This is a genomic window from Corynebacterium coyleae (assembly GCF_030408635.1).
Classification (GTDB): Bacteria; Actinomycetota; Actinomycetes; order Mycobacteriales; family Mycobacteriaceae; genus Corynebacterium; species Corynebacterium coyleae.
In genome coordinates this window covers 409,539-428,661 of record NZ_CP047198.1, presented here as the reverse complement: position 1 = coordinate 428,661, position 19,123 = coordinate 409,539, and the positions used below count along the sequence as shown (strand labels likewise).

Annotated in this window: 26 protein-coding genes and 1 pseudogene; 8 read left to right on the top strand and 19 right to left on the bottom strand. The window is 61.5% G+C overall.

Annotated elements, in window-relative coordinates; all coding sequences use genetic code 11:
* Window positions 1-221: 221 nt before the first annotated feature.
* Window positions 222-938 (bottom strand): DUF2786 domain-containing protein, encoded by a 717-nt coding sequence (locus tag CCOY_RS02100; RefSeq protein ID WP_092101466.1) that lies wholly within the window; start codon window positions 936-938, stop codon window positions 222-224.
* A 192-nt stretch (window positions 939-1,130) separates the two neighbouring features.
* Here CCOY_RS02100 and CCOY_RS02095 point away from each other — a divergent pair, with 192 nt between their 5' ends.
* Complete coding sequence (locus CCOY_RS02095; RefSeq protein WP_070771073.1) at window positions 1,131-1,889, top strand: formate dehydrogenase accessory sulfurtransferase FdhD; 759 nt, start codon at window positions 1,131-1,133, stop codon at window positions 1,887-1,889.
* Here CCOY_RS02095 and CCOY_RS02090 read toward each other — a convergent pair.
* The 6 genes from CCOY_RS02090 to CCOY_RS02065 form a co-directional block, all read right to left on the bottom strand.
* Window positions 1,886-3,409 carry an L-lactate MFS transporter gene (locus CCOY_RS02090; protein ID WP_092101464.1) on the bottom strand — a complete coding sequence of 508 codons (1,524 nt, stop codon included), beginning with the start codon at window positions 3,407-3,409 and terminating at the stop codon, window positions 1,886-1,888. The two genes, CCOY_RS02095 and CCOY_RS02090, sit on opposite strands and share 4 nt — an antisense overlap.
* 168 nt (window positions 3,410-3,577) lie before the next feature.
* The gene (rplE, locus tag CCOY_RS02085; RefSeq protein WP_070422729.1) at window positions 3,578-4,165 is read right to left on the bottom strand and encodes a 50S ribosomal protein L5; all 588 of its coding nucleotides are present in this window, start codon (window positions 4,163-4,165) and stop codon (window positions 3,578-3,580) included.
* Window positions 4,165-4,479 (bottom strand): 50S ribosomal protein L24, encoded by a 315-nt coding sequence (gene rplX, locus CCOY_RS02080; protein ID WP_070422728.1) that lies wholly within the window; start codon window positions 4,477-4,479, stop codon window positions 4,165-4,167. The genes rplE and rplX overlap by 1 nt, the downstream gene beginning before the upstream one ends.
* 2 nt (window positions 4,480-4,481) lie before the next feature.
* The gene (rplN, locus tag CCOY_RS02075; protein ID WP_070422727.1) at window positions 4,482-4,850 is read right to left on the bottom strand and encodes a 50S ribosomal protein L14; all 369 of its coding nucleotides are present in this window, start codon (window positions 4,848-4,850) and stop codon (window positions 4,482-4,484) included.
* 326 nt (window positions 4,851-5,176) lie between these two features.
* The gene (locus CCOY_RS02070; protein WP_070482513.1) at window positions 5,177-5,431 is read right to left on the bottom strand and encodes a hypothetical protein; all 255 of its coding nucleotides are present in this window, start codon (window positions 5,429-5,431) and stop codon (window positions 5,177-5,179) included.
* A gap of 39 nt (window positions 5,432-5,470) precedes the next feature.
* Entirely contained in the window at window positions 5,471-5,698 is a 228-nt protein-coding gene (locus CCOY_RS02065) for a hypothetical protein (RefSeq protein ID WP_092101462.1), read from the bottom strand.
* Between the two features lie 197 nt (window positions 5,699-5,895).
* On the opposite strand from CCOY_RS02065, the gene CCOY_RS02060 reads away from it, so the two are divergent.
* The 7 genes and pseudogenes from CCOY_RS02060 (at window position 5,896) to CCOY_RS02030 (ending at window position 11,769) form a co-directional block, all read left to right on the top strand.
* Window positions 5,896-6,687: a formate/nitrite transporter family protein gene (locus tag CCOY_RS02060; protein WP_070422867.1), complete on the top strand. Its 792-nt coding sequence runs from the start codon at window positions 5,896-5,898 to the stop codon at window positions 6,685-6,687.
* A 43-nt stretch (window positions 6,688-6,730) separates the two neighbouring features.
* A complete protein-coding gene (locus CCOY_RS02055) occupies window positions 6,731-8,578 on the top strand; it encodes a GTPase (RefSeq protein ID WP_092101460.1) in 1,848 nt (615 codons plus the stop codon).
* Window positions 8,565-10,163 carry a GTPase gene (locus CCOY_RS02050; protein ID WP_208856580.1) on the top strand — a complete coding sequence of 533 codons (1,599 nt, stop codon included), beginning with the start codon at window positions 8,565-8,567 and terminating at the stop codon, window positions 10,161-10,163. Before CCOY_RS02055 ends, CCOY_RS02050 begins: the two co-directional genes overlap by 14 nt.
* A gap of 21 nt (window positions 10,164-10,184) precedes the next feature.
* A pseudogene (thiD, locus tag CCOY_RS02045) lies at window positions 10,185-11,009 on the top strand (bifunctional hydroxymethylpyrimidine kinase/phosphomethylpyrimidine kinase); the annotation flags it as partial.
* Window positions 11,010-11,014: 5 nt separating this feature from the next.
* Window positions 11,015-11,236, top strand: coding sequence for an antitoxin VbhA family protein (locus tag CCOY_RS02040; RefSeq protein ID WP_092101456.1), 222 nt, complete (start codon window positions 11,015-11,017; stop codon window positions 11,234-11,236).
* A gap of 5 nt (window positions 11,237-11,241) precedes the next feature.
* The gene (locus CCOY_RS02035) at window positions 11,242-11,418 is read left to right on the top strand and encodes a hypothetical protein (RefSeq protein WP_244268673.1); all 177 of its coding nucleotides are present in this window, start codon (window positions 11,242-11,244) and stop codon (window positions 11,416-11,418) included.
* Window positions 11,419-11,421: 3 nt separating this feature from the next.
* The gene (locus CCOY_RS02030) at window positions 11,422-11,769 is read left to right on the top strand and encodes a Fic family protein (protein WP_373270947.1); all 348 of its coding nucleotides are present in this window, start codon (window positions 11,422-11,424) and stop codon (window positions 11,767-11,769) included.
* Between the two features lie 164 nt (window positions 11,770-11,933).
* Here the strand turns inward: CCOY_RS02030 and glmS are convergent, their stop codons facing one another.
* The 12 genes from glmS to rpsJ form a co-directional block, all read right to left on the bottom strand.
* Window positions 11,934-13,799, bottom strand: coding sequence for a glutamine--fructose-6-phosphate transaminase (isomerizing) (gene glmS, locus CCOY_RS02025; RefSeq protein ID WP_092101454.1), 1,866 nt, complete (start codon window positions 13,797-13,799; stop codon window positions 11,934-11,936).
* Window positions 13,800-13,909: 110 nt separating this feature from the next.
* Entirely contained in the window at window positions 13,910-14,194 is a 285-nt protein-coding gene (gene rpsQ / locus CCOY_RS02020) for a 30S ribosomal protein S17 (RefSeq protein ID WP_070422720.1), read from the bottom strand.
* A 2-nt stretch (window positions 14,195-14,196) separates the two neighbouring features.
* Complete coding sequence (gene rpmC, locus CCOY_RS02015; RefSeq protein ID WP_070422719.1) at window positions 14,197-14,436, bottom strand: 50S ribosomal protein L29; 240 nt, start codon at window positions 14,434-14,436, stop codon at window positions 14,197-14,199.
* Window positions 14,436-14,852 (bottom strand): 50S ribosomal protein L16, encoded by a 417-nt coding sequence (rplP, locus tag CCOY_RS02010; protein WP_070422718.1) that lies wholly within the window; start codon window positions 14,850-14,852, stop codon window positions 14,436-14,438. Before rplP ends, rpmC begins: the two co-directional genes overlap by 1 nt.
* Before the next feature lie 3 nt (window positions 14,853-14,855).
* On the bottom strand, window positions 14,856-15,599 hold the full coding sequence (gene rpsC / locus CCOY_RS02005; protein WP_070422717.1) for a 30S ribosomal protein S3: 744 nt from the start codon (window positions 15,597-15,599) through the stop codon (window positions 14,856-14,858).
* Window positions 15,599-15,958, bottom strand: coding sequence for a 50S ribosomal protein L22 (rplV, locus tag CCOY_RS02000; RefSeq protein ID WP_070422716.1), 360 nt, complete (start codon window positions 15,956-15,958; stop codon window positions 15,599-15,601). The genes rpsC and rplV overlap by 1 nt, the downstream gene beginning before the upstream one ends.
* A gap of 3 nt (window positions 15,959-15,961) precedes the next feature.
* Window positions 15,962-16,237, bottom strand: coding sequence for a 30S ribosomal protein S19 (gene rpsS / locus CCOY_RS01995; protein ID WP_018017481.1), 276 nt, complete (start codon window positions 16,235-16,237; stop codon window positions 15,962-15,964).
* Window positions 16,238-16,253: 16 nt separating this feature from the next.
* Complete coding sequence (gene rplB, locus CCOY_RS01990; protein ID WP_070422715.1) at window positions 16,254-17,087, bottom strand: 50S ribosomal protein L2; 834 nt, start codon at window positions 17,085-17,087, stop codon at window positions 16,254-16,256.
* A gap of 39 nt (window positions 17,088-17,126) precedes the next feature.
* Entirely contained in the window at window positions 17,127-17,432 is a 306-nt protein-coding gene (rplW, locus tag CCOY_RS01985) for a 50S ribosomal protein L23 (RefSeq protein WP_070422714.1), read from the bottom strand.
* A complete protein-coding gene (gene rplD, locus CCOY_RS01980) occupies window positions 17,433-18,095 on the bottom strand; it encodes a 50S ribosomal protein L4 (protein WP_070450615.1) in 663 nt (220 codons plus the stop codon). It abuts the gene before it with no gap.
* The gene (rplC, locus tag CCOY_RS01975) at window positions 18,092-18,748 is read right to left on the bottom strand and encodes a 50S ribosomal protein L3 (RefSeq protein ID WP_070422712.1); all 657 of its coding nucleotides are present in this window, start codon (window positions 18,746-18,748) and stop codon (window positions 18,092-18,094) included. Before rplC ends, rplD begins: the two co-directional genes overlap by 4 nt.
* A gap of 35 nt (window positions 18,749-18,783) precedes the next feature.
* Window positions 18,784-19,089, bottom strand: coding sequence for a 30S ribosomal protein S10 (rpsJ, locus tag CCOY_RS01970; protein ID WP_034997227.1), 306 nt, complete (start codon window positions 19,087-19,089; stop codon window positions 18,784-18,786).
* Window positions 19,090-19,123: the final 34 nt, after the last annotated feature.

Here is a 19,123-nt window from a genome sequence, read left to right as displayed (position 1 = left end):
ACACTCAGTAGCGTGGGCCGCTCGCCGCCTCCCTTGCACGCGGTCCGCATCTTGGCGAGGGGCCTGCAACAAAGTTGGATGTTCAAATGTTTCTCTCGGCTTGGCACGCCGAAATCTCGGCGCACAAGTCCGATCGACCAAGTTACCTGCTTGTTCGCTCAGAACCAAATTGCTTAACGACGACACCTAGCCCCCGTCAGCATCTCCCGACACCGAATTGATCAGAACGGCAGCGCCGCCCTGGACTTCACCCGTGTTTGGCCGAGGTCTGAATTCTCTCCCGCGGCGTGTCCGCTGAGGTACGCACCTGGGTCGAACGAGCGGTTGGTTTGGTGCGCGGAGAGCACAAAGCCCTGCTCTTCGGCGAATTTGGAGCGGGCTTGCTCGGCCTTTGCGGCGTCGTCGACAAGCACAAGCGCATATTCGCTATCCCCCTTTGCTGCGCCCTCTTCAGCTTTCATCAGACGTTTGCCGATGCTTGTCGCGAACCCCTGCATAAACGACCGACGCATCACCACGACCGATTCCCCGAAGTTGGTGGCGCGGATCTTTTGTGATTCTGCAAGCATCACCGGCAACAACAGCGCGTAGAGCATGTCCACCCGGTCGAGGTGTCGCTGAAGGCCAAAAATGTCTGCGTCCATGACGCGCGTGGAGTTATACACCCGCTGCGTAAAGCCCGTGCAGTGCAACGACCTCGCGATGGAGTGCAGCAGCGTTGCCTGCATATCGGTGTAGGCGCCGCGGAACGTGTAGGCGCGGTGGCCTACGTTGTCGCCAGCATCGGGACTTGCAAGATCGCGCTCGTCGTAGCCGTACTGTGCCATCAGCTCGAATGCTCGGGCATAGAACGCGTCACCCTCCGGTGTCCCTTCCCTGTCGTTGGCTTGATTGAGTAGTTTTTGTACTCGTTGTTTGATCTTTTCCTCGGTACGCATCTGACGCACCCACCCCTTCCCCATTGCTGTTTGGATGTGTGCCTGTAGTTATAACGAACTCGCACGACATGTCCGTTTCAGCTTGTGGAATTTGCAATTTCCGCCCTGTGGATAACTTCTCTTTGCGCAGGTTGTAGCGCTGCGACGACACCCCTCCGTCCCGCTTGCACCCTAAGCGCTAGCATCGTTGCAATGAGCAGGACCAAGCGCAGTTTCGCCGTCACAAAGATTTCCGCTAGCGGCACCCGCGACACGCGCGCGGGCCAAGTGGAAGTGGAAGAACCACTCGAGGTGCGCGCCGGTGGCCGAGAGGTCGCTCAGTTGTTTCGCACCCCGGGCCACGACATCGAACTCGCCCACGGTGTGCTCCTGACGCAGGGCCTCATTACCACCCCTAAAGACGTCATTACCGCTCGCTATTGCGAAGGTGCCATCGGCGGCGAAAACACCTACAACCTGCTCGATATCGAGCTTTCCTACCCTGCTGCACCGCAGTTCATCGACCCAATCCCATCCCAGTCCTGTGGTATTTCTGCCGAGCAGCGCGTACGGGAGTTGGCGGTCCGCCTGAACGTGCGCAGCGAGTTCGCCCCTATTGATCAGGATGCGATCTTCGCCTTCCCAGAACGTCTCAACCAGGCGCGTCGTCGCGACCTACCCACCGCGCTCGCTGGCGAGACCGCGCGTCAAGACATCGACGCTGTCAACGCGGTACAGAAGATCGCTGGGCGTTTGCTTCTCGACGACACCCTGCCCGCCCACAACCTCACCCTCGCAGTGGATACGCGCGTGACGTTTGAAATGATGCGTGCTGCAGCAGCGGCCGGCTTCGGCATTGTCGCCACCACACGCGACGTCACGTCGATGGCGGTGGAATTGGCCCGCGAAACAAATACAGCGCTCGTCGGCGCAATTACCGACGAGCGCTTCAGCGTGTACTCGGGCGCTTAGCCAATGAACATGCCAGCAGCCTTCACGGCAGTGGCCCACAGACCGTAGATAAGCAGTCCAGCGATGATTGCCGCCAGAATGATTGCGACAATCTTGTGGATCTGGCCCGCGGAAGCCCCACGTGCCTGACCGGCACCAGCGCCCTCAAGCGCGGAGGCGCGATCTGCCTCGATCTTCGCCTGAACGGTGTCTTGGTCTTCGAACCACTTCGACGCCACCGGGCGTACAAGGATGTTGGCGATCAGGCCAACTGCAAGCAGGCAGCACATGACGTATAGCGACAGGCGGTAAAGGTCCGGGCCTTCGCCGCCGTTGGCGGCCTGGCGCTCCACGACCATGTTGATGATCAGCGGGCCAGCTACACCTGCTGCCGACCATGCGGTAAGCAGGCGGCCGTGGATAGCGCCGACCTGGTAGACACCGAATAGGTCGCGCAGGTAGGCCGGGATACTGGCAAAGCCACCCCCGTAGAAGGACAGCAACACCAGCGCGCAGATCACAAACAGCGCAATGTTGGCGTGGCCGAACCTGGCGAAGATGAAGTAGAAAGCCAACCCGATACCCAGGTACACCATGTAGATGTTCTTGCGGCCAATGACGTCAGAAACCGACGACCAGACGAAACGGCCAGCCATGTTCGCCAGCGACAGCAAGCCAACAAAGCCTGCGGCGGCCGCCGCGGTCAGTGCCGGGAAGTAGTCCTGAATCATCGGTGCCGCATTCTCCAGCACGCCGATACCCGCGGTGATGTTGCAGAACAGGATCACCCACAGGCACCAGAACTGCGGGGTTCGAATGGCGTTGTTGGCGCTAACATTTGCACCGACGATGGCAACCTTGGAAGGTTTGCGCCCCTGCTTCGCTTCGCCCGACGGGGTCCAATCCGGGTGCGGCATGCGGATGCAGTACGCGCCCATAGCGATGACGACGAGGTACACGACGCCAAGGGTGACAAAGGTGGGTTGGATGCCCGCGGCGCGGTTGGCGATGTCCGCACCACCGCCGTAGAACTCCATGAGGCGGTTCGACGCCGGCGAGGCAATCAGTGCGCCGCCGCCGAAGCCCATGATCGCAAGGCCCGTAGCCAGACCGGGGCGATCCGGGAACCACTTCATCAGCGTGGACACCGGCGAGATGTATCCGATGCCCAAACCGATGCCGCCGATAAAGCCGTAGCCGAAGTACACCAGCCACAAGTTTCCGGTGGTGACACCCAGGGTGGCAACGAGGAAGCCTGTCACCCATAGCACGCCGGAAACTGCCATGGACGCGCGTGGGCCGACTCGCTCGACCCAGGAACCGAACAGCGCGGACGAGATGCCGAGCATGCCGATTGCCAACGAGAAGATCCAGCCCACAGCAACTTCGCCGACACCGAAGTGCTCCATCATTGGCTTCTTGAACACGGAGAACCCGTAGACCTGGCCGATAGAGAGGTGGATGGCGAGTGCCGCAGGGACAATTAGCCAGCGATTGAATTCCTTAGGCGCGATAATTGCGCTTCGGGAGAAGTAACTCATGGGGGTTCCCCTATTATGGATGCCAAACAATGTATTTAATACAGCGGACATCATAACCACCCATAGCCAGCTTCACGCAAGCTTTCTTTCATGCTTTTCCAATACGACAAAACCCCTGCGACCGCGGTATAAAAACCGGGTGCAGGGGTGTCGTCGTCAAGTGAACGCTTATGCGCGCTTCATCTTGCCGTCCTTGTCAGCGAACGGGAAGCCGAGGTGCGTCAGCAGTGCGCGACCCTCGTCGTCGCTACCAGCGGTGGTCACGAGCGTGATGTCCATGCCGCGAACGCGATCGATCTTGTCGATGTCGATTTCGTAGAACATGGTCTGCTCGGACAGGCCGAAGGTGTAGTTACCGTTGCCGTCGAACTGCTTGTCGTTCAGGCCACGGAAGTCGCGAATACGCGGGAGAGCAACCGTCAGCATACGGTCGAGGAACTCCCACATACGGTCGCCGCGCAGGGTGACCTTTGCGCCGATCGGCATGCCCTCACGGAGCTTGAAGTTAGCGATGGACTTCTTCGCGCGACGCAGCTGCGGCTTCTGGCCGGTGATCGCGGTGAGGTCCTCGAGTGCGCCGTTGATCACCTTGGAGTCGCGGGCAGCGTCGCCCACACCCATGTTCACAACAATCTTGGTCAGGCCCGGGATCTGCATGACGTTGTCGTAGTTGAACTGCTCGTTCAGCTTGGTGCGGATCTCGTCCTGGTAGCGGGACTTCAGGCGCGGGGTGTAGTTCTGAATGTTCTCAGCCATTAGATGTCCTTCCCGTTCGACTTAGCCACGCGGACCTTCTTGCCGTTCTCGTCGAAGCGGTAGCCCACGCGGGTCGGCTTGCCGTCGGAGTCCAGGATCATCACGTTGGACACGTGGATCGGAGCTTCCTGGCTGACGATGCCGCCGGACTCGGCGCCGCGCTCGTTGTAGGAGTTTGCGACGTGCTTCTTGATGCGGTTAACACCCTCGACGAGGACCTTGTCGCGCTGCGGGTACGCCTCAATGACGCGACCCTGAGCACCCTTATCCTTGCCGGCGATGACCTGCACCATATCGCCCTTCTTGATCTTCATACTTAGATCACCTCCGGTGCGAGAGACACAATCTTCATGAAGCGCTTGTCGCGGAGCTCACGAGCAACCGGGCCGAAGATGCGGGTACCGCGCGGCTCGGTGTCGTTCTTGATGACGACAGCAGCGTTCTCGTCGAACGAGATGTAGGAGCCGTCCGGACGACGGGTCTCCTTTTTCGCGCGGACGATGACAGCCTTAACGACCTCGCCTTCCTTGACGTTGCCGCCCGGGGCAGCTTCCTTCACGGTGGCGACGATCGTGTCGCCGATGCCGGCGAAGCGTCGAACGGAACCGCCGAGAACGCGGATGCACAGCAGTTCGCGTGCACCCGTGTTGTCGGCGACCTTCAGACGCGATTCCTTCTGAATCACAGTTGGTCTCCTGACCTGGGTCAATGTGCGCCAGATTTCCGTCCTGAACGCACGTGGTCAATGTTCTTGCGGCCTATTGCTTATCGACGAACCTCGCGCGCTCGTCCCTCGCACACGAGGAGAGCGCAGTCTGGTCGAAGGGTCTCGGACGCTTCACTCGGAAACGCGTGTCACGCCCGACCAGCAGTAGACAACTGGAGTATTTAACCATGAGCAGCGCCGATCGCCCAAATTGCCGCTAAATCGTGTCGCCTGAAGATACAAAAATCGCCCCACCCCGAAACTTAGGGGTGAGACGATGAGTGTGCCGCAGCGTTAGCGCAATGTTAAGCGACGCTGGCAGCAACAGCGCCGAGGCCGAGCACACCAGTGAGCGACAGGATGGTGATGATCCAGCCCACGGAGGACAGGGCAGCTGGAACCAGCAGCAGGTTCGGGGCCAGCGGGCCACCGAGAGCGCGCATCTCATTGATGACCTGGTTGAGCGGCTCCGGGTAGGTAGCAGCCTCAGCGACAGGAGCACCAGCACCGATTGCAACAGATGCCGCAAGAGCAACAGCGGCGAGACGACGGAACTTCATGTTCGTTTCCTTTCAGGAGAGGTGTGTACGTGTCGCGGCTTACTTAGCAGCAGTGACGATGGACTGAATGATCGAGATGACAACGTTCAGCGAAGAAAGCGCTGCCGGCAGCAGAATGATGTTCTGGGCTTCCCAGCCACCGACCTTGTAAATCTCGTACAGAACACGGTTCAGCGGTTCCGGAGCAGGCTGAGCATTAGCAGCCGGTGCAGCAACAACAACGGTGGTCGCGACGGCCGCCGCGGCAACAAGACGACGAAGCTTCATGTGAGTCTCCAATTTTCTTAATGAACGGTAGGCATCGGCCGCAGCTTGAACGACCTTGCCCACCGAACATTACCGTGACGTTTTACAGTTTTTGGCAGAATTCTCATTTTCTTTCACGATTTTCCAAAGCTTTCCAATCGCCGAATAGGTATTACCACATTTCCGTTTAAGGTAGTACCTCTTGTACATTGGAGGGCGTGAGTTTCTACGAAGCCGCCCCCGAGGCAATCAAGAATAAGGTCGATCTGTTCTCGACAGAACCTGCCCGATTTGCCACGCGTTCCGTACTCGCGGGCGTGTACCTGGGCATCATGACGGCATTCGCCGCATCCACGGCACAACTACTCGACGGCTACGCCCCCGGCTGGGGCAAATACGCCTTCGGTGCCATCTTCGCGTCAACGCTGTACATCATCATCGTCTTGCAAGGCGAACTCGCCACAGGTGACATGATGTTCATGACCTATGGCGCCATCCATAGGCTCAACACCATCACCCGCGGGTTCCTCCTCGTCTTCTTTGTCACCGTGTTCAACCTCATTGGTGCAGTGGCGATTTCATGGCTGATTTCCCGGACCACCATGGGCCAGATGGTCGAGGTGGACGGATTCCTCCACGATTTGCTCGTCGCCAAGCTGCAAAAATCCAGTTCCACCCTGTTCGTTGAAGCGATCCTGGCAAACGTCGTGGTCAACATCGCCTTCATGCTGGCCACCCAGGCCGGCAAGGACTTCAGCGCGAAGCTGTGGGGGGTCATCCTGATCATCCCGTCGTTTGCCACCATGAGCTACGAGCACTCCATCGCGAACTTCATCCTCACCAGCCTGGGCGGGTTTACGCTCGGCCCTGAAACCATCGAAGGCTTCACCAACTGGAACGTCATCCGCAACTGGGTGGTCGTCTGGCTGGGCAACTTCGTCGGCGGCGGGTTCATCATGGGCGGCCTCTACGGATGGCTGAACCTGACCAAGACCGGTTACAAGGACTAACCAACAAGGACTAACTCCCCTCACCTTGGGTGCCTCTGCCAAAATGAGACGGGTGAGTACCCAGACACCTGACGTCCTCGAAGCTGTTCGCAGTGTTCGCGAAGCCCTCGCGGACACTGCCCTACCTATTGATGCAGCCCCAGAGGCCCGCGCAATTGTCAACCAGCTCGACGACTATGTCCTGCCCCGCCTCGCCAACCTGGACGCGCCGCTGCTCGCCGTGATCGGCGGCTCCACCGGCTCTGGTAAGTCCACGCTTGTCAATGCATTGCTGCGCGAGCGGGTCTCCAACCCAGGCGTCATCCGCCCCACCACCCGGCAGCCAGTGCTAGTGGCAAACCCAGCAGATGCTGATTGGTTTAACTCCCCACAGGTACTGCCAGGCCTGACGCGCTCGCACGGCGCGGGCAACGAGCAATCGACGACGCTGCGAGTCGTGGATACGCAAAGCGTGCCCGAGGGCCTTGCGCTTCTCGACGCCCCCGATTTCGACTCCATCGACGACAAAAACCGCGCCCTGGCAAGTCAGCTCCTTGCGGCTGCGGATCTGTGGGTGTTCGTCACCACCCCGGCGCGCTACGCCGATCAACTTGTGTGGAACTTCCTCCACGACGCCGCTGGCCGCGGCATTGAGGTTGTGGTGGTCCTCAACCGCCTGGACGAAAAGGCTGCCGAAACCGTGCCGGACGATCTGCGCCGCATGATGAATGAGGCTGGCTTGCACGACGCAACAGTCTTTACTGTGCCGTTCGTCGCGGACCTTGGCGCGGAGAAGTCTGGAGAGTCCGGGGAGTTTCTCGCCGAAGACCTTGTCGCTTCACTGCGCGATTACCTGACCACACTCGCCGAGGACACCGTCGCCCGGCGCGACGTGGCTGGCAAGACTGTGGCCGGCGCGGTTCAGACTGCGCTTGATCGAGTGGATACCTTGGTCGGCCGCCGTGAGCGTCAGGAGGCGTTTGCCAACCAGCTCGACGCATCGATCCACGAGTTTTACACCACCGCCAACCGTCAGGTCATCGACGCGACTTCCGACGGACAGTTGCTGCGCTCCGAGGTCATGGACCGCTGGCAGGACGTCATCGGTACCTCTGACGTGTTCCGTGGATTCGAGCGCTGGTTCAGCAGCGCAATAGATAAGGTGGGCAGTTTCTTCACCGGTCAGCCCGCTCCCCTGCGTGAGGTGGAGACCGAGATCGAGTCCGGTCTGCACGCAGTCATCGTCGATGCTGCCGAATCCGCAGCATCGCGCGCCTGGGCGCATACCGGCGCGGTCGCTCCTGAGCTGCGCACCGACGCCGATCCGGCTCTCGCACGCGCCAGCGCCGACATTTCCGAACAGGCGGCGAAACTGGTGCGAGACTGGCAGCAAGAACTCGTCGGACATATCCAGGACACTGCTGGCGATAAGCGTCAGCGCGCCCGTCTCATGTCCTTTGGGCTCAACGTGGTCACCGTGGCACTCATGCTTACAGTGTTCGCCTCCACCGCTGGTTTGACTGGCGGCGAGGTGGCCATCGCGGGCGGTTCTGCGGTACTTGGCCAGAAACTTTTGGAGACCATCTTCGGCGAAGACACGGTGCGCCGCATGGTCACTCAGGCCCGCAACGACCTCAACGAGCGCCTTGGTGGACTCTTTGCTGCCGAGCGCGACCGCTACCACGTGTTCACCGACCCGTTGCTCGAAGGCGCAACGGCCGAGCAGATCCGCGATGCCTCCCAGCAGGCTCGCCGGGCGGTGGATGCGAAGCTGCTGGGGGTCGTCGACAAGCAAGTGCCTGCGCGTATCGACGACACCCCCAACGACGACCTGAACAACAGCGCCCTGCGTGGCCTGTTTGACCAGCTTCGCGGCAACTTCCGAAAGGGGTCCGACAATGGCGCTGTTTAGCAAAAAGATTGGGCTGAGCAAACGGCTGAGCGCGCTCGAGGACGCTGCCGAAATTGGTGCACCGTACCTGTCCGGCGAGCAACGCGAACGCCTAGAACGCGTGGCCAAGGCTGGCGCCGAGCGTCGCGCCCTGTCCGCCGAGCACACCGTCGTGGGCTTTTTCGGCGCGACCGGTTCCGGTAAAACCTCGCTGTTCAACGCCGTTGTCGGCGAGGACCTGGGCAAAGCAGCGGCGCGCCGCCCAACCACGTCCTCTCCCCTGGCCGCGATCTGGCAGCCGGAAGGCTCTGAGGAACTCCTGGACTGGCTCGGCGTGGAAGACCGCCGCGAGCGCCAAGGCGAGTTTGCCAAAAATGCTGGCCCGCTGATCCTGCTGGATCTTCCCGACTTCGACTCGGTAGAGGCCTCCAACCGCGTCATCGCCGAACGCCTCGCCGGCCAGGTCGACGTGCTCGTGTGGGTGTCCGACCCCGAGAAGTACGCCGACAGTGTCATCCATGACCAGTTCATCCGCCCGCACGCGAACCACTCCGCGGTCACACTGGCAGTGCTGAACAAAGCCGACCTTTTGGCGGAGCGCGACGTGGACACCGTAGCTGGCTCTTATGCGGGCCTGCTTCTCGACGACGGCCTGACCAACGTCCACGTCATCCCCACCTCCACCCTGACCGGTGCTGGTATCGAAGACCTGCGCGGCGCGATCGCGCGCGTGGCAAAGGCCCACAATGCGCAGACTGCCCGCATCGAGGCCGACATTGCTTCCGTTGCCGCCCCATACGCCGGAACGAAGGGTGCCGGTGGTGTGGACAAGCACGCCAAACGCGACCTCGACACCGCACTGACCAAGGCCGCGGGTGCAGAACGCATCGCGGGCATCACCGCTGCCGCCTACCGCAAACGCCTGCGCCAACGCACCGGCTGGCTGCTGACCTCCTGGATCACCCGCTTCAAACCCGACCCGCTTCGTCGCTTAGGGCTGCGCGAGGATGCCGACGAACTGGGTGTGCACCGCACCTCCATGCCGGAACTCGACGCCGCCTCCAAAGCCGTAGCCAACTCGGGTCTTCGCGATTACGCCACCGCCGTTGGCGAAGGGCTGCCACACGAGTGGGCTGCGGCCGTGGCGGACCGGTCCGAGGAGATCTCCACCGGCCTTCCCGCCGAACTGGACCGCGCTGTGGCCCGTGCGAAACTGCCCGCGGAGCCGTCCAAGGGCTGGGCAGTGCTGACCATCTTCCAGTGGTTTGCGCTGCTCGCCGCCCTGGTTGGTGTGCTGTGGTACCTGCTGGTCGCCTTCGTCCCGGGCGTGCTCACACCGCTGCTGGGCACCGACCTGGTGCCGGATGTGGAAGGCTGGCCGATTCCTACCCTGCTGATCATGGCTGGCTTACTCACCGGTGTAATCATCGGATTGATATCCGCGGCCTTCGGCGGCGTGCTGGGCTCTGGGGTGAAGCGACGCACCCGCAACGCCATCCAAAAAGAGGTGGCCGCAGCCTCCGAAACTGCTGTGTCCCAGCCGCTGTTGGCCATCCGCGAGGACTATTCCCGTTTTGCCGAGCGCATCGCCCTCGCCGCTGGGTAGTTCCGGGTAGCGTCAGTGCCTATGGCACGCATCCCAAGAGTTCTCTCCATTGCCGGCACCGACCCCACAGGCGGTGCCGGCATTCAAGCTGATCTGAAGTCCATCGCCGCCGCAGGTGGCTACGGCATGTGCGTGGTCACCGCGCTGGTCGCCCAGAACACACAAGGTGTGCGCGAGATCCACACCCCACCCCAGTCATTCCTGCGCGCGCAGTTGGATTCCGTGTTCGACGACGTCACAGTCGACGCCGTCAAGATCGGGATGCTGGGCGATGCGGACACCACCCGCACGGTCTCCGAATTCCTCGCCCAGCACTCCGTCCCCGTCGTTGTTGTCGATCCCGTCATGGTCGCCACCTCCGGCGATCGCCTCCTCACCGAGGATGCCGAAGACGCCCTGCGCACCCTCGTTCGTGAGCACGCCACCGTGGTCACCCCGAACATCCCCGAGCTCGCAGTGCTTTGCGACGACACCCCCGCCACCACATTCGAGGATGCGGTTTCCCAGGGTCGTCGATACGCAGCAGATGCGAGCGTGTCCGTTCTGGTCAAGGGCGGCCACCTCACCGGGGATCACGCCTCCAACGCGCTGGTCACCCCCGACGGCGAGATCCACATCGCGGATGTGCCCCGCGTAGCCACGAAGAACACCCACGGCACCGGCTGTTCTCTCTCCGCAGCCCTTGCAACCCGGCTTGTTCTCGACGACGCCCCCGCCGCCGTCGAGTGGGCTTCCGCCTGGCTCCACGAAGCCATCGCCCACGCCGACGACCTCGAGGTGGGCCAGGGTCACGGGCCGGTGCACCACTTCCACCAGCTCTACCGCCTCGCCGAACCGCTAGAATCACCTGCATGACTGACCCGCGCAACGAAGATCAGAAGGTCGCCGCCGTGAACGCCTCCATGATCATGGCGGGCCAACCCATGTCCGCCGAGGACGAGGCGCTTCTGCGACGCCAGCTGCGAGGAGATATCTCAGCCGACGAGGTCGTGCTACAGGTGCTCGAAAGGGAAGGCCTGGGAAACACGCCTCGCGCACGTGAACTGCGGCAACGTATCACCGGAGCTGCCTAAACACCATGGCACGACGAAGCAACGAGGCCCCGGAAAACCTATTCGGGCTAACAGACCCGGTTGTGCTGGACCGCATCGCTGGCAACCTCGCGCCTCAACGACTCGGCGAGCTCGAAAACGGTCCACTGCTGACCGAATTCACACGTGAATCTCTGCAGTCCACACACCATTACCTCATGTAGGACATTTACCCCTGGGCGGGCCAGATCCGCACCGAGGAAGTTGGTGCGATGGGCATGGCGATGTGTCGAGCGCGATACGTTGAGGCTGAACTCGACCGAGTGATGGGCCGGATCGCGAAACTGCCGGTCTCCTCCGATGACAAGTCTGCTGCAGTAAACACCATCGCGGATCACTGGAGCGAATTGACAATCGTGCATCCGTTCCGGGACGGTAATTCGCGGACCCAACGCTTTTTCTTCGATCAGATGCTGCGCACCTCCGGTTGGGCAGTCGACTGGACACGCATCGACGCCGCAGAAGCCCACGCCGCCCGCTACGTCGGCGCAGCGACGGCTGCCCCTCATTTCTAGCAGAGGTTCTCACCCCGGGAGTATTCGCGCTTGACGCATTGCCTGACAACACGGGTACGCTCAGCGCGACACAGGGGCAGCGGGCTGGTGCTGCGGAGATCTTCCACCAGATGATGAAATACCGCAGCGCCAATCCCGGGGCGCCCTGGCGCGGTCGGTAGCTTCTACTCCACCGTGACGGACTTAGCCAGGTTACGCGGCTGGTCCACGTTCAGGCCGCGTGCTTCTGCGACGGCGCAGGCGAAGATCTGCAACGGGATCGTCGCCAAGAGTGGCTGCAGCAGGCCCGGGGACTCCGGGATGCGGATGATGTGGTTGGCAAACTGCTCCACATCCGTGTCGCCCTCTTCCGCGATCACGATGGTCACGGCACCACGGGCGCGCACCTCTTGGATGTTGGAGACCACCTTGGCGTGCAGGTTGTGGCGCGACTTCTTCGACGGCACGATGACAAACACCGGCTGGCCTTCCTCAACCAGCGCGATCGGGCCGTGCTTCAACTCGCCTGCAGCGAAGCCCTCGGAGTGCAAATAAGCAACCTCCTTGAGCTTCAGCGCGCCCTCGAGGGCGACCGGGAAGCCGACGTGGCGGCCAAGGAAGAGCACGGACTTTGCATCCGCCATATCCTGGCCCAACTGCTTGACCTGGTTTTCGTTGTCCAGCACGCGCTGGATCTTCTCCGGCATCAGCTCCAGCTCGCCGATGATCTGACGGATCTCATCGGCGTACTTGTTGCCACGCACCTGCGCCAGGTACAGCGCCAGCAGGTACGCCGCGACAATCTGGGAGATGAACGCCTTCGTCGACGCCACAGCGATCTCCGGGCCTGCGTAGGTGTACAGCGACGCATCCGCCTCACGCGGGATCGAGGAGCCCACGGTGTTGCAGATAGCGATGACCTTCGCGCCCTGCTCACGTGCGTGACGGACAGCCATCAGCGTGTCCATGGTCTCTCCGGACTGGGAAACGGCAACGACGAGAGTCTGCTCGTTGACAATCGGGTCGCGGTAGCGGAACTCGTGGGCGAGCTCCACTTCCGTCGGGATACGGCACCAGTGTTCGATGGCGTAACGCGCCACCTGGCCCGCGTACGACGCAGTACCGCAAGCGACGATGATGATTTTGTTGATGGAGCGCAGCACGGATTCGTCGATACGCAACTCGTCCAACATCAACTTGCCATCTTCGTCGAAGCGACCGTAAAGCGTGTCGCGGACGGCACCCGGCTGATCATGGATCTCCTTTTCCATGAAGGAGTTGTAGCCACCCTTCTCCGCAGCGGTGACATCCCACTCAACCTTGAACGGCTTCGCCTCGGCGGGGGTGCCGTCGAAGTCAATCACGTCGTAGCCATCAGCCGTCAACGTCACAATCTGGCCGTTGTCCATCTCCACCGCGTCACGGGTGAACTCAATGAAGCCAGCGACGTCGGAGCTCAGGAAGTTCTCGCCCTCGCCTACACCGATCACCAGCGGGGAGTTCCAACGCGCCGCAACAATGCGGTCTGGATGGTCCGGGTGGATGGCGAGCAGGGTGAACGCGCCCTCCAGACGGTTCGCTGCCAACTGCATCGCACGGGTCAGATCCCCGTCCGCTTCCGTGTTGTAGATATCCAGCAGCAGCGTGCCAGCAACCTCAGTATCGGTTTCAGACTTGAAGGTGTAGCCCTTCTCTGCGAGCTCAGCCTTCAAATGCGAAAAGTTTTCGATGATGCCGTTGTGCACCACTGCCATACGGCCATCTCCCACCACATGCGGGTGAGCATTCGCATCCGTCGGACCGCCGTGGGTCGCCCACCGGGTATGCCCGATGCCCAGGTTCGATGCTGCGATGGGGTTGTTAGCAATCTCCGCTTCGAGATCCGCTACCTTGCCGGCCTTCTTCCGGCATTCGATCGACTGGTCGTTCACCACCGCAACACCTGCGGAGTCGTACCCGCGGTATTCGAGGCGGCGAAGACCATCGATGATTACGTCTTTCGCGTCACGCGTTGTCGCGTTTGCGCCTACATATCCAACGATTCCACACATGCGGGAAATCGTACCCTTGTGTAAGGGCGCAGAAAAAGTTGAAAACGCAAAAACCGCCCCGGGTTGGTAGCCAACCCGGGGCGGTGGAGTCGTCGAGAAGCGACTAGCTTTTAGCGAGCCTTCTCGATGATGTCGACGAGACGGAAGTGCTTGTCCTTCGACAGCGGACGCGTCTCCTCGATGTGGACGAGATCGCCAACACCAGCGGTGTTGTTCTCGTCGTGAGCCTTGACGCGCTTCGTGGTACGCACGATCTTGCCGTAGAGGGCGTGGGACTTGCGGTCCTCAACCTCGACGACGATCGTCTTGTCCATCTTGTCGGACACGACGTAGCCACGGCGGCGCTTCTGCACGGCCTTGTCCTTGGTGTTCTCAGTCACGTTTGCCTCACTCATGGTTATGCCTCAGCTCCCGTGGACTCCGGGACGACGGACAGACCAAGCTCACGCTCGCGCAGCACCGTGTAGATGCGAGCGATGTCGCGCTTCACGGTGGAGATGCGGCGGTTGTTGGTCAGCTGGCCGGTTGCAAGCTGGAAGCGCAGGTTGAACAGCTCTTCCTTCGCCTCGTTGAGGCGGCCCTTCAGCTCGTCGTCGTTGAGCTCGCGGAACTCAGATGCGGGGGTACCGTTAGCCATTAGAACTGGTCCTCCTTCTTGATGACGCGGACCTTGCACGGCAGCTTCGCGCCTGCACGGCGCAGCGCCTCAATGGCAGTTTCCTCGTTGGGGTAGGACATTTCGAACAGGATGCGGCCAGGCTTGACGTTGGCCACCCACTTCTCCACCGGGCCCTTACCGGAACCCATACGCACGCCGAGCGGCTTCTGGGTCAGCGGACGATCCGGGAAGATGTTGATCCAGACCTTGCCACCACGCTTGACGTGGCGGTTGATAGCAATACGGGCAGACTCGATCTGGCGGTTCGTGATGTACGCCGGCTCGAGGGCCTGCAGGCCGTAGTCGCCGAAGTTGATCTGGTTGCCACCCTTGGACACGCCAGAACGGGTCGGGCGGTGCTGGCGGCGGTATTTCACGCGCTTAGGGATGAGCATGAATTAGCCCTCCTTCTTCTGCTCTGCCGCCCGGCGACGCTGGCCGCCGCGGCGCGGGCGACGGTCGCCACGTCCACGACGATCGTTGCTCGGTGCATTGAGCTCAGACTCGCGGACGCCACCGACGACGTCGCCCTTGTAGATCCACACCTTGACGCCAATGACGCCGAAGGTGGTGTGTGCTTCTGCAGTGCCGTAGTCGATCTCCGCGCGCAGCGTGTGCAGCGGAACGCGACCCTCGTGGTAGCGCTCGACACGGGACATTTCCGCGCCGCCGAGACGGCCGGACGTCATAACCTTGATGCCCTTGACCTGCGGGTTACGCATAGCGGACTGGATGGCCTTACGCATGGCGCGACGGAACGCGACACGGTTGACCAGCTGCTCGGCGATGGACTGAGCAACCAGGGTGGCGTCTGCATCGACGTTCTTCACCTCGAGGATGTTCAGTGCAACCATCTTGCCGGTCAGCTTCTCCAGCTCACGGCGAATACGGTCAGCCTCAGCGCCGCGACGGCCGATGACAATGCCCGGACGTGCGGTGTGGATGTCCACACGGACGCGGTCGCGGGTGCGCTCGATGACAACATCGGAGATGCCAGCGCGCTCGAGGTTCTTCTCGAGCCACTCGCGGACCTTGATGTCCTCAGCGACGTACTCGGCGTAGTTCTTGTCGGCGTACCAGTGGGACTTCCAGTCGGAAGTGATACCCAGGCGCAGGCCGTGTGGGTGAATCTTCTGGCCCATTACTTGGCCCCTTCCTTGGACTCGACAACAACGGTGATGTGAGAGGTGCGCTTCCGGATCTGGAATGCGCGACCCTGTGCACGCGGCTGGAAACGACGCATGGTCGGGCCCTCGTTTGCGTAGCACTCGGCAATGACGAGCGTGCGCGGATCCAGGCCGAAGTTGTTCTCCGCGTTGGCTGCTGCGGAAGCAACAACCTTTGCAACATCCTTGGACGCACCCTGCGGGGCGTACTTCAGGATGGCGAGTGCCTCAGCAACCGACTTGTTGCGGATGAGAGCAAGCACGCGGCGTGCCTTCATCGGAGAGACGCGAACGAACTTGGCAGTCGCGGATGCAGTGGTGATGGTGTCAGCCATTGCTTATCGACGTCCCTTCTGTTCCTTGACGTGACCCTTAAAGGTCTTGGTCGGTGCAAACTCGCCGAGCTTGTGGCCAACCATGGACTCGTCCACGAACACCGGCACGTGCTTACGACCGTCGTGGACGGCGAAAGTGTGACCGATGAAATCGGGGAGAATGGTCGAACGGCGCGACCAGGTCTTGATGACCTGCTTGGTGCCTGCCTCGTTCTGAGCATCCACCTTGTTGAGGAGGTGCTCGTCGACGAACGGGCCCTTCTTAAGGCTACGTGGCATGTCTGTTTACCTCCTCTTAGCGCTTCTTCGAGCGACGACGTCGCACGATCATGTTGTTGGAATAGCGGTTCGGGTTGCGGGTGCGGCCTTCCTTCTGGCCCCACGGCGAGACCGGGTGACGACCACCGGAGGTCTTGCCCTCGCCACCACCGTGCGGGTGGTCGACCGGGTTCATAACCACACCACGCACGGTCGGGCGCCAGCCCTTCCAGCGCATACGACCAGCCTTGCCCCAACGGATGTTGATCTGGTCAGCGTTGCCGACCTCACCAACAGTTGCACGGCAGCGGATGTCCACGCGGCGGATTTCGGAAGACGGCATACGCAAAACTGCGTAGTTGCCTTCCTTACCCAGCAGCTGGATGGACGCACCTGCGGAACGAGCCAGCTTTGCGCCTGCGCCCGGCTTGAGCTCCACAGCGTGGATGGTCGTACCGGTCGGGATGTTGCGCAGCGGCAGGTTGTTGCCAACCTTGATGTCCGCGTTCGGACCAGCCTCGACGATGGTGCCCTGCTTCAGGCCCTTCGGGGCGATGATGTAGCGCTTCTCACCGTCGTAGTAGTGCAGCAGTGCGATGTTCGCGGTGCGGTTCGGGTCGTACTCGATGTGAGCAACCTTTGCCAGCACGCCGTCCTTGTCGGAGCGGCGGAAGTCGATCACACGGTAGCGACGCTTGTGGCCGCCGCCGCGGTGACGAGTGGTGATGTGGCCGTGGGTGTTACGGCCACCCTTCTTCGGGAGCGGGCGCAGCAGCGTCTTTTCCGGGGTCGAACGAGTGATCTCGTCGAACGCGGACACGGAGCTGGCACGGCGACCCGGAGTTGTCGGCTTGTACTTACGAATAGCCATAGTGGTTCCTTTTCTATCGTCTCTTCAGCGAGCCGCGGGTTACGCGGTCGCACCGCCGAAGATGTCGATGGAGTCGCTGCCCTCGCGGAGAGTGACGTAGGCGCGCTTGGTGTCCTTACGCTTACCGAAACCGGTGCGGGAGCGCTTGCGCTTGCCCTCACGGTTGACGGTGTTCACCGAAGCGACGTCGACGCCGAAAATCTCTTCCACGGCAATCTTGATCTGGGTCTTGTTCGCGGACGGGGACACGTAGAAGGTGTACGTGTTCTGCTCCATCAGGCCGTAGCTCTTCTCAGAGAGCACCGGGGCGATGATGATGTCGCGCGGGTTAGCGATCTTTGCCATTTACTTCTCCTCCTCCGCAGCGGCGGCAACAGCTGCGCCGCGGTTGATGAAGGTGTGGAGTGCCTCGACCGAGAACACAACGTCATCAGCGTTGAGGACGTCGTAGGTGTTCAGCTGAGCCGGCTCAATGATCTGGACGCCCGGCAGGTTCCTTGCGGAGAGACGGGAATTCTGATCATCACGGCCGATCACCAGCAGGACCGACTTGCGGTCGGTGAGGCGCTCGATGAATGCACGAGCGGACTTCGTCGACGGGGTCTGGCCCGGGACGAGATCCTCCACGATGTGGATGCGCTCGTTCTGCGCACGGTTGGTCAAAGCGCCAGCGAGGGCAGCCTTGATCATCTTCTTCGGGGTGCGCTGTGCGTAGGAACGCGGCTGCGGACCATGCACAATGCCACCACCGGTGTAGTGCGGAGCACGGATCGAACCCTGACGGGCGCGACCGGTGCCCTTCTGGCGGAACGGCTTCTTGCCGCCGCCGGAAACCATGCCGCGGGTCTTCGTTGCGTGGGTACCCTGGCGCTTAGCAGCAAGCTGTGCATTCACAACCTGGTGCATGAGTGCCACGGATACCTCGCGGTCGAAGTACTCGGCCGGCAGGTCGACGGAACCCTTGGTAGCTCCGTCTGCGGTGTGGACGTCAAGCGTCAGCTTCGTCATGCGTGAGCACCGCCCTTCACTGCGGTCTTGACGGTAACAACGGAACCCTTTGCGCCAGGGATGGCGCCCTTGATCAGGATGAGGTTGTTGTCGCCGTCGATGCGTTGAATCTTCAGGTTCTGGGTGGTAACGCGGTTACCGCCCATGCGGCCAGCCATACGGGTGCCCTTGAACACGCGACCCGGGGTCGCGCAGGCGCCGATGGAACCCACACGACGGTGGGCAGCCTGGTTACCGTGGGAAGCACCCTGGCCGGCAAAGCCGTGGCGCTTCATGGCACCGGCGTAGCCGTGGCCCTTGGTGGTGCCTGCGACGTCGACGAAGGTGTCGCCTTCGAAGATCGTTGCATTGAACTCCTGGCCGAGCTCGTAGCCCGAGGTGTCGTCCATGCGGATCTCAGCAACGTAGCGACGCGGGTTGACGCCAGCCTTCTTGAAGTGGCCAGCCTGCGGCTTCTTAGCCTTACGGGGATCGATGTCGCCGTAAGCGATCTGGATGGCGGAGTAGCCATCGGTCTCAGGGGTACGGATCTGGGTGACAACGCACGGCCCAGCCTCGACGACGGTAACCGGGATAACGCGGTTCTCCTCGTCGAAGATCTGGGTCATGCCGAGCTTCTTGCCCAGAATGCCCTTGATCTGGTTGTCAGACATGTGTTAGTTCTCCACTACTTACGTTGGGGATTGCTCTACTGGATGTTCACGTCGACGCTGGCCGGCAGATCAATGCGCATAAGCGCGTCTACCGTCTTCGGCGTCGGGTCGAGAATGTCGATGAGGCGCTTGTGAGTGCGCATCTCGAAGTGCTCGCGAGAATCCTTGTACTTGTGGGGAGAACGAATCACGGCGTACACGTTCTTCTGGGTTGGCAACGGCACCGGGCCGACGACGCGGGCACCCGTACGGGTGACCGTCTCGACGATCTTCTTCGCGGATGCGTCGATCGCCTCGTGATCGTAGGCCTTCAGCCTGATGCGGATCTTCTGTCCCGCCACGCTTACCTCTTCCTCGCATCCCCACGTTCAACTC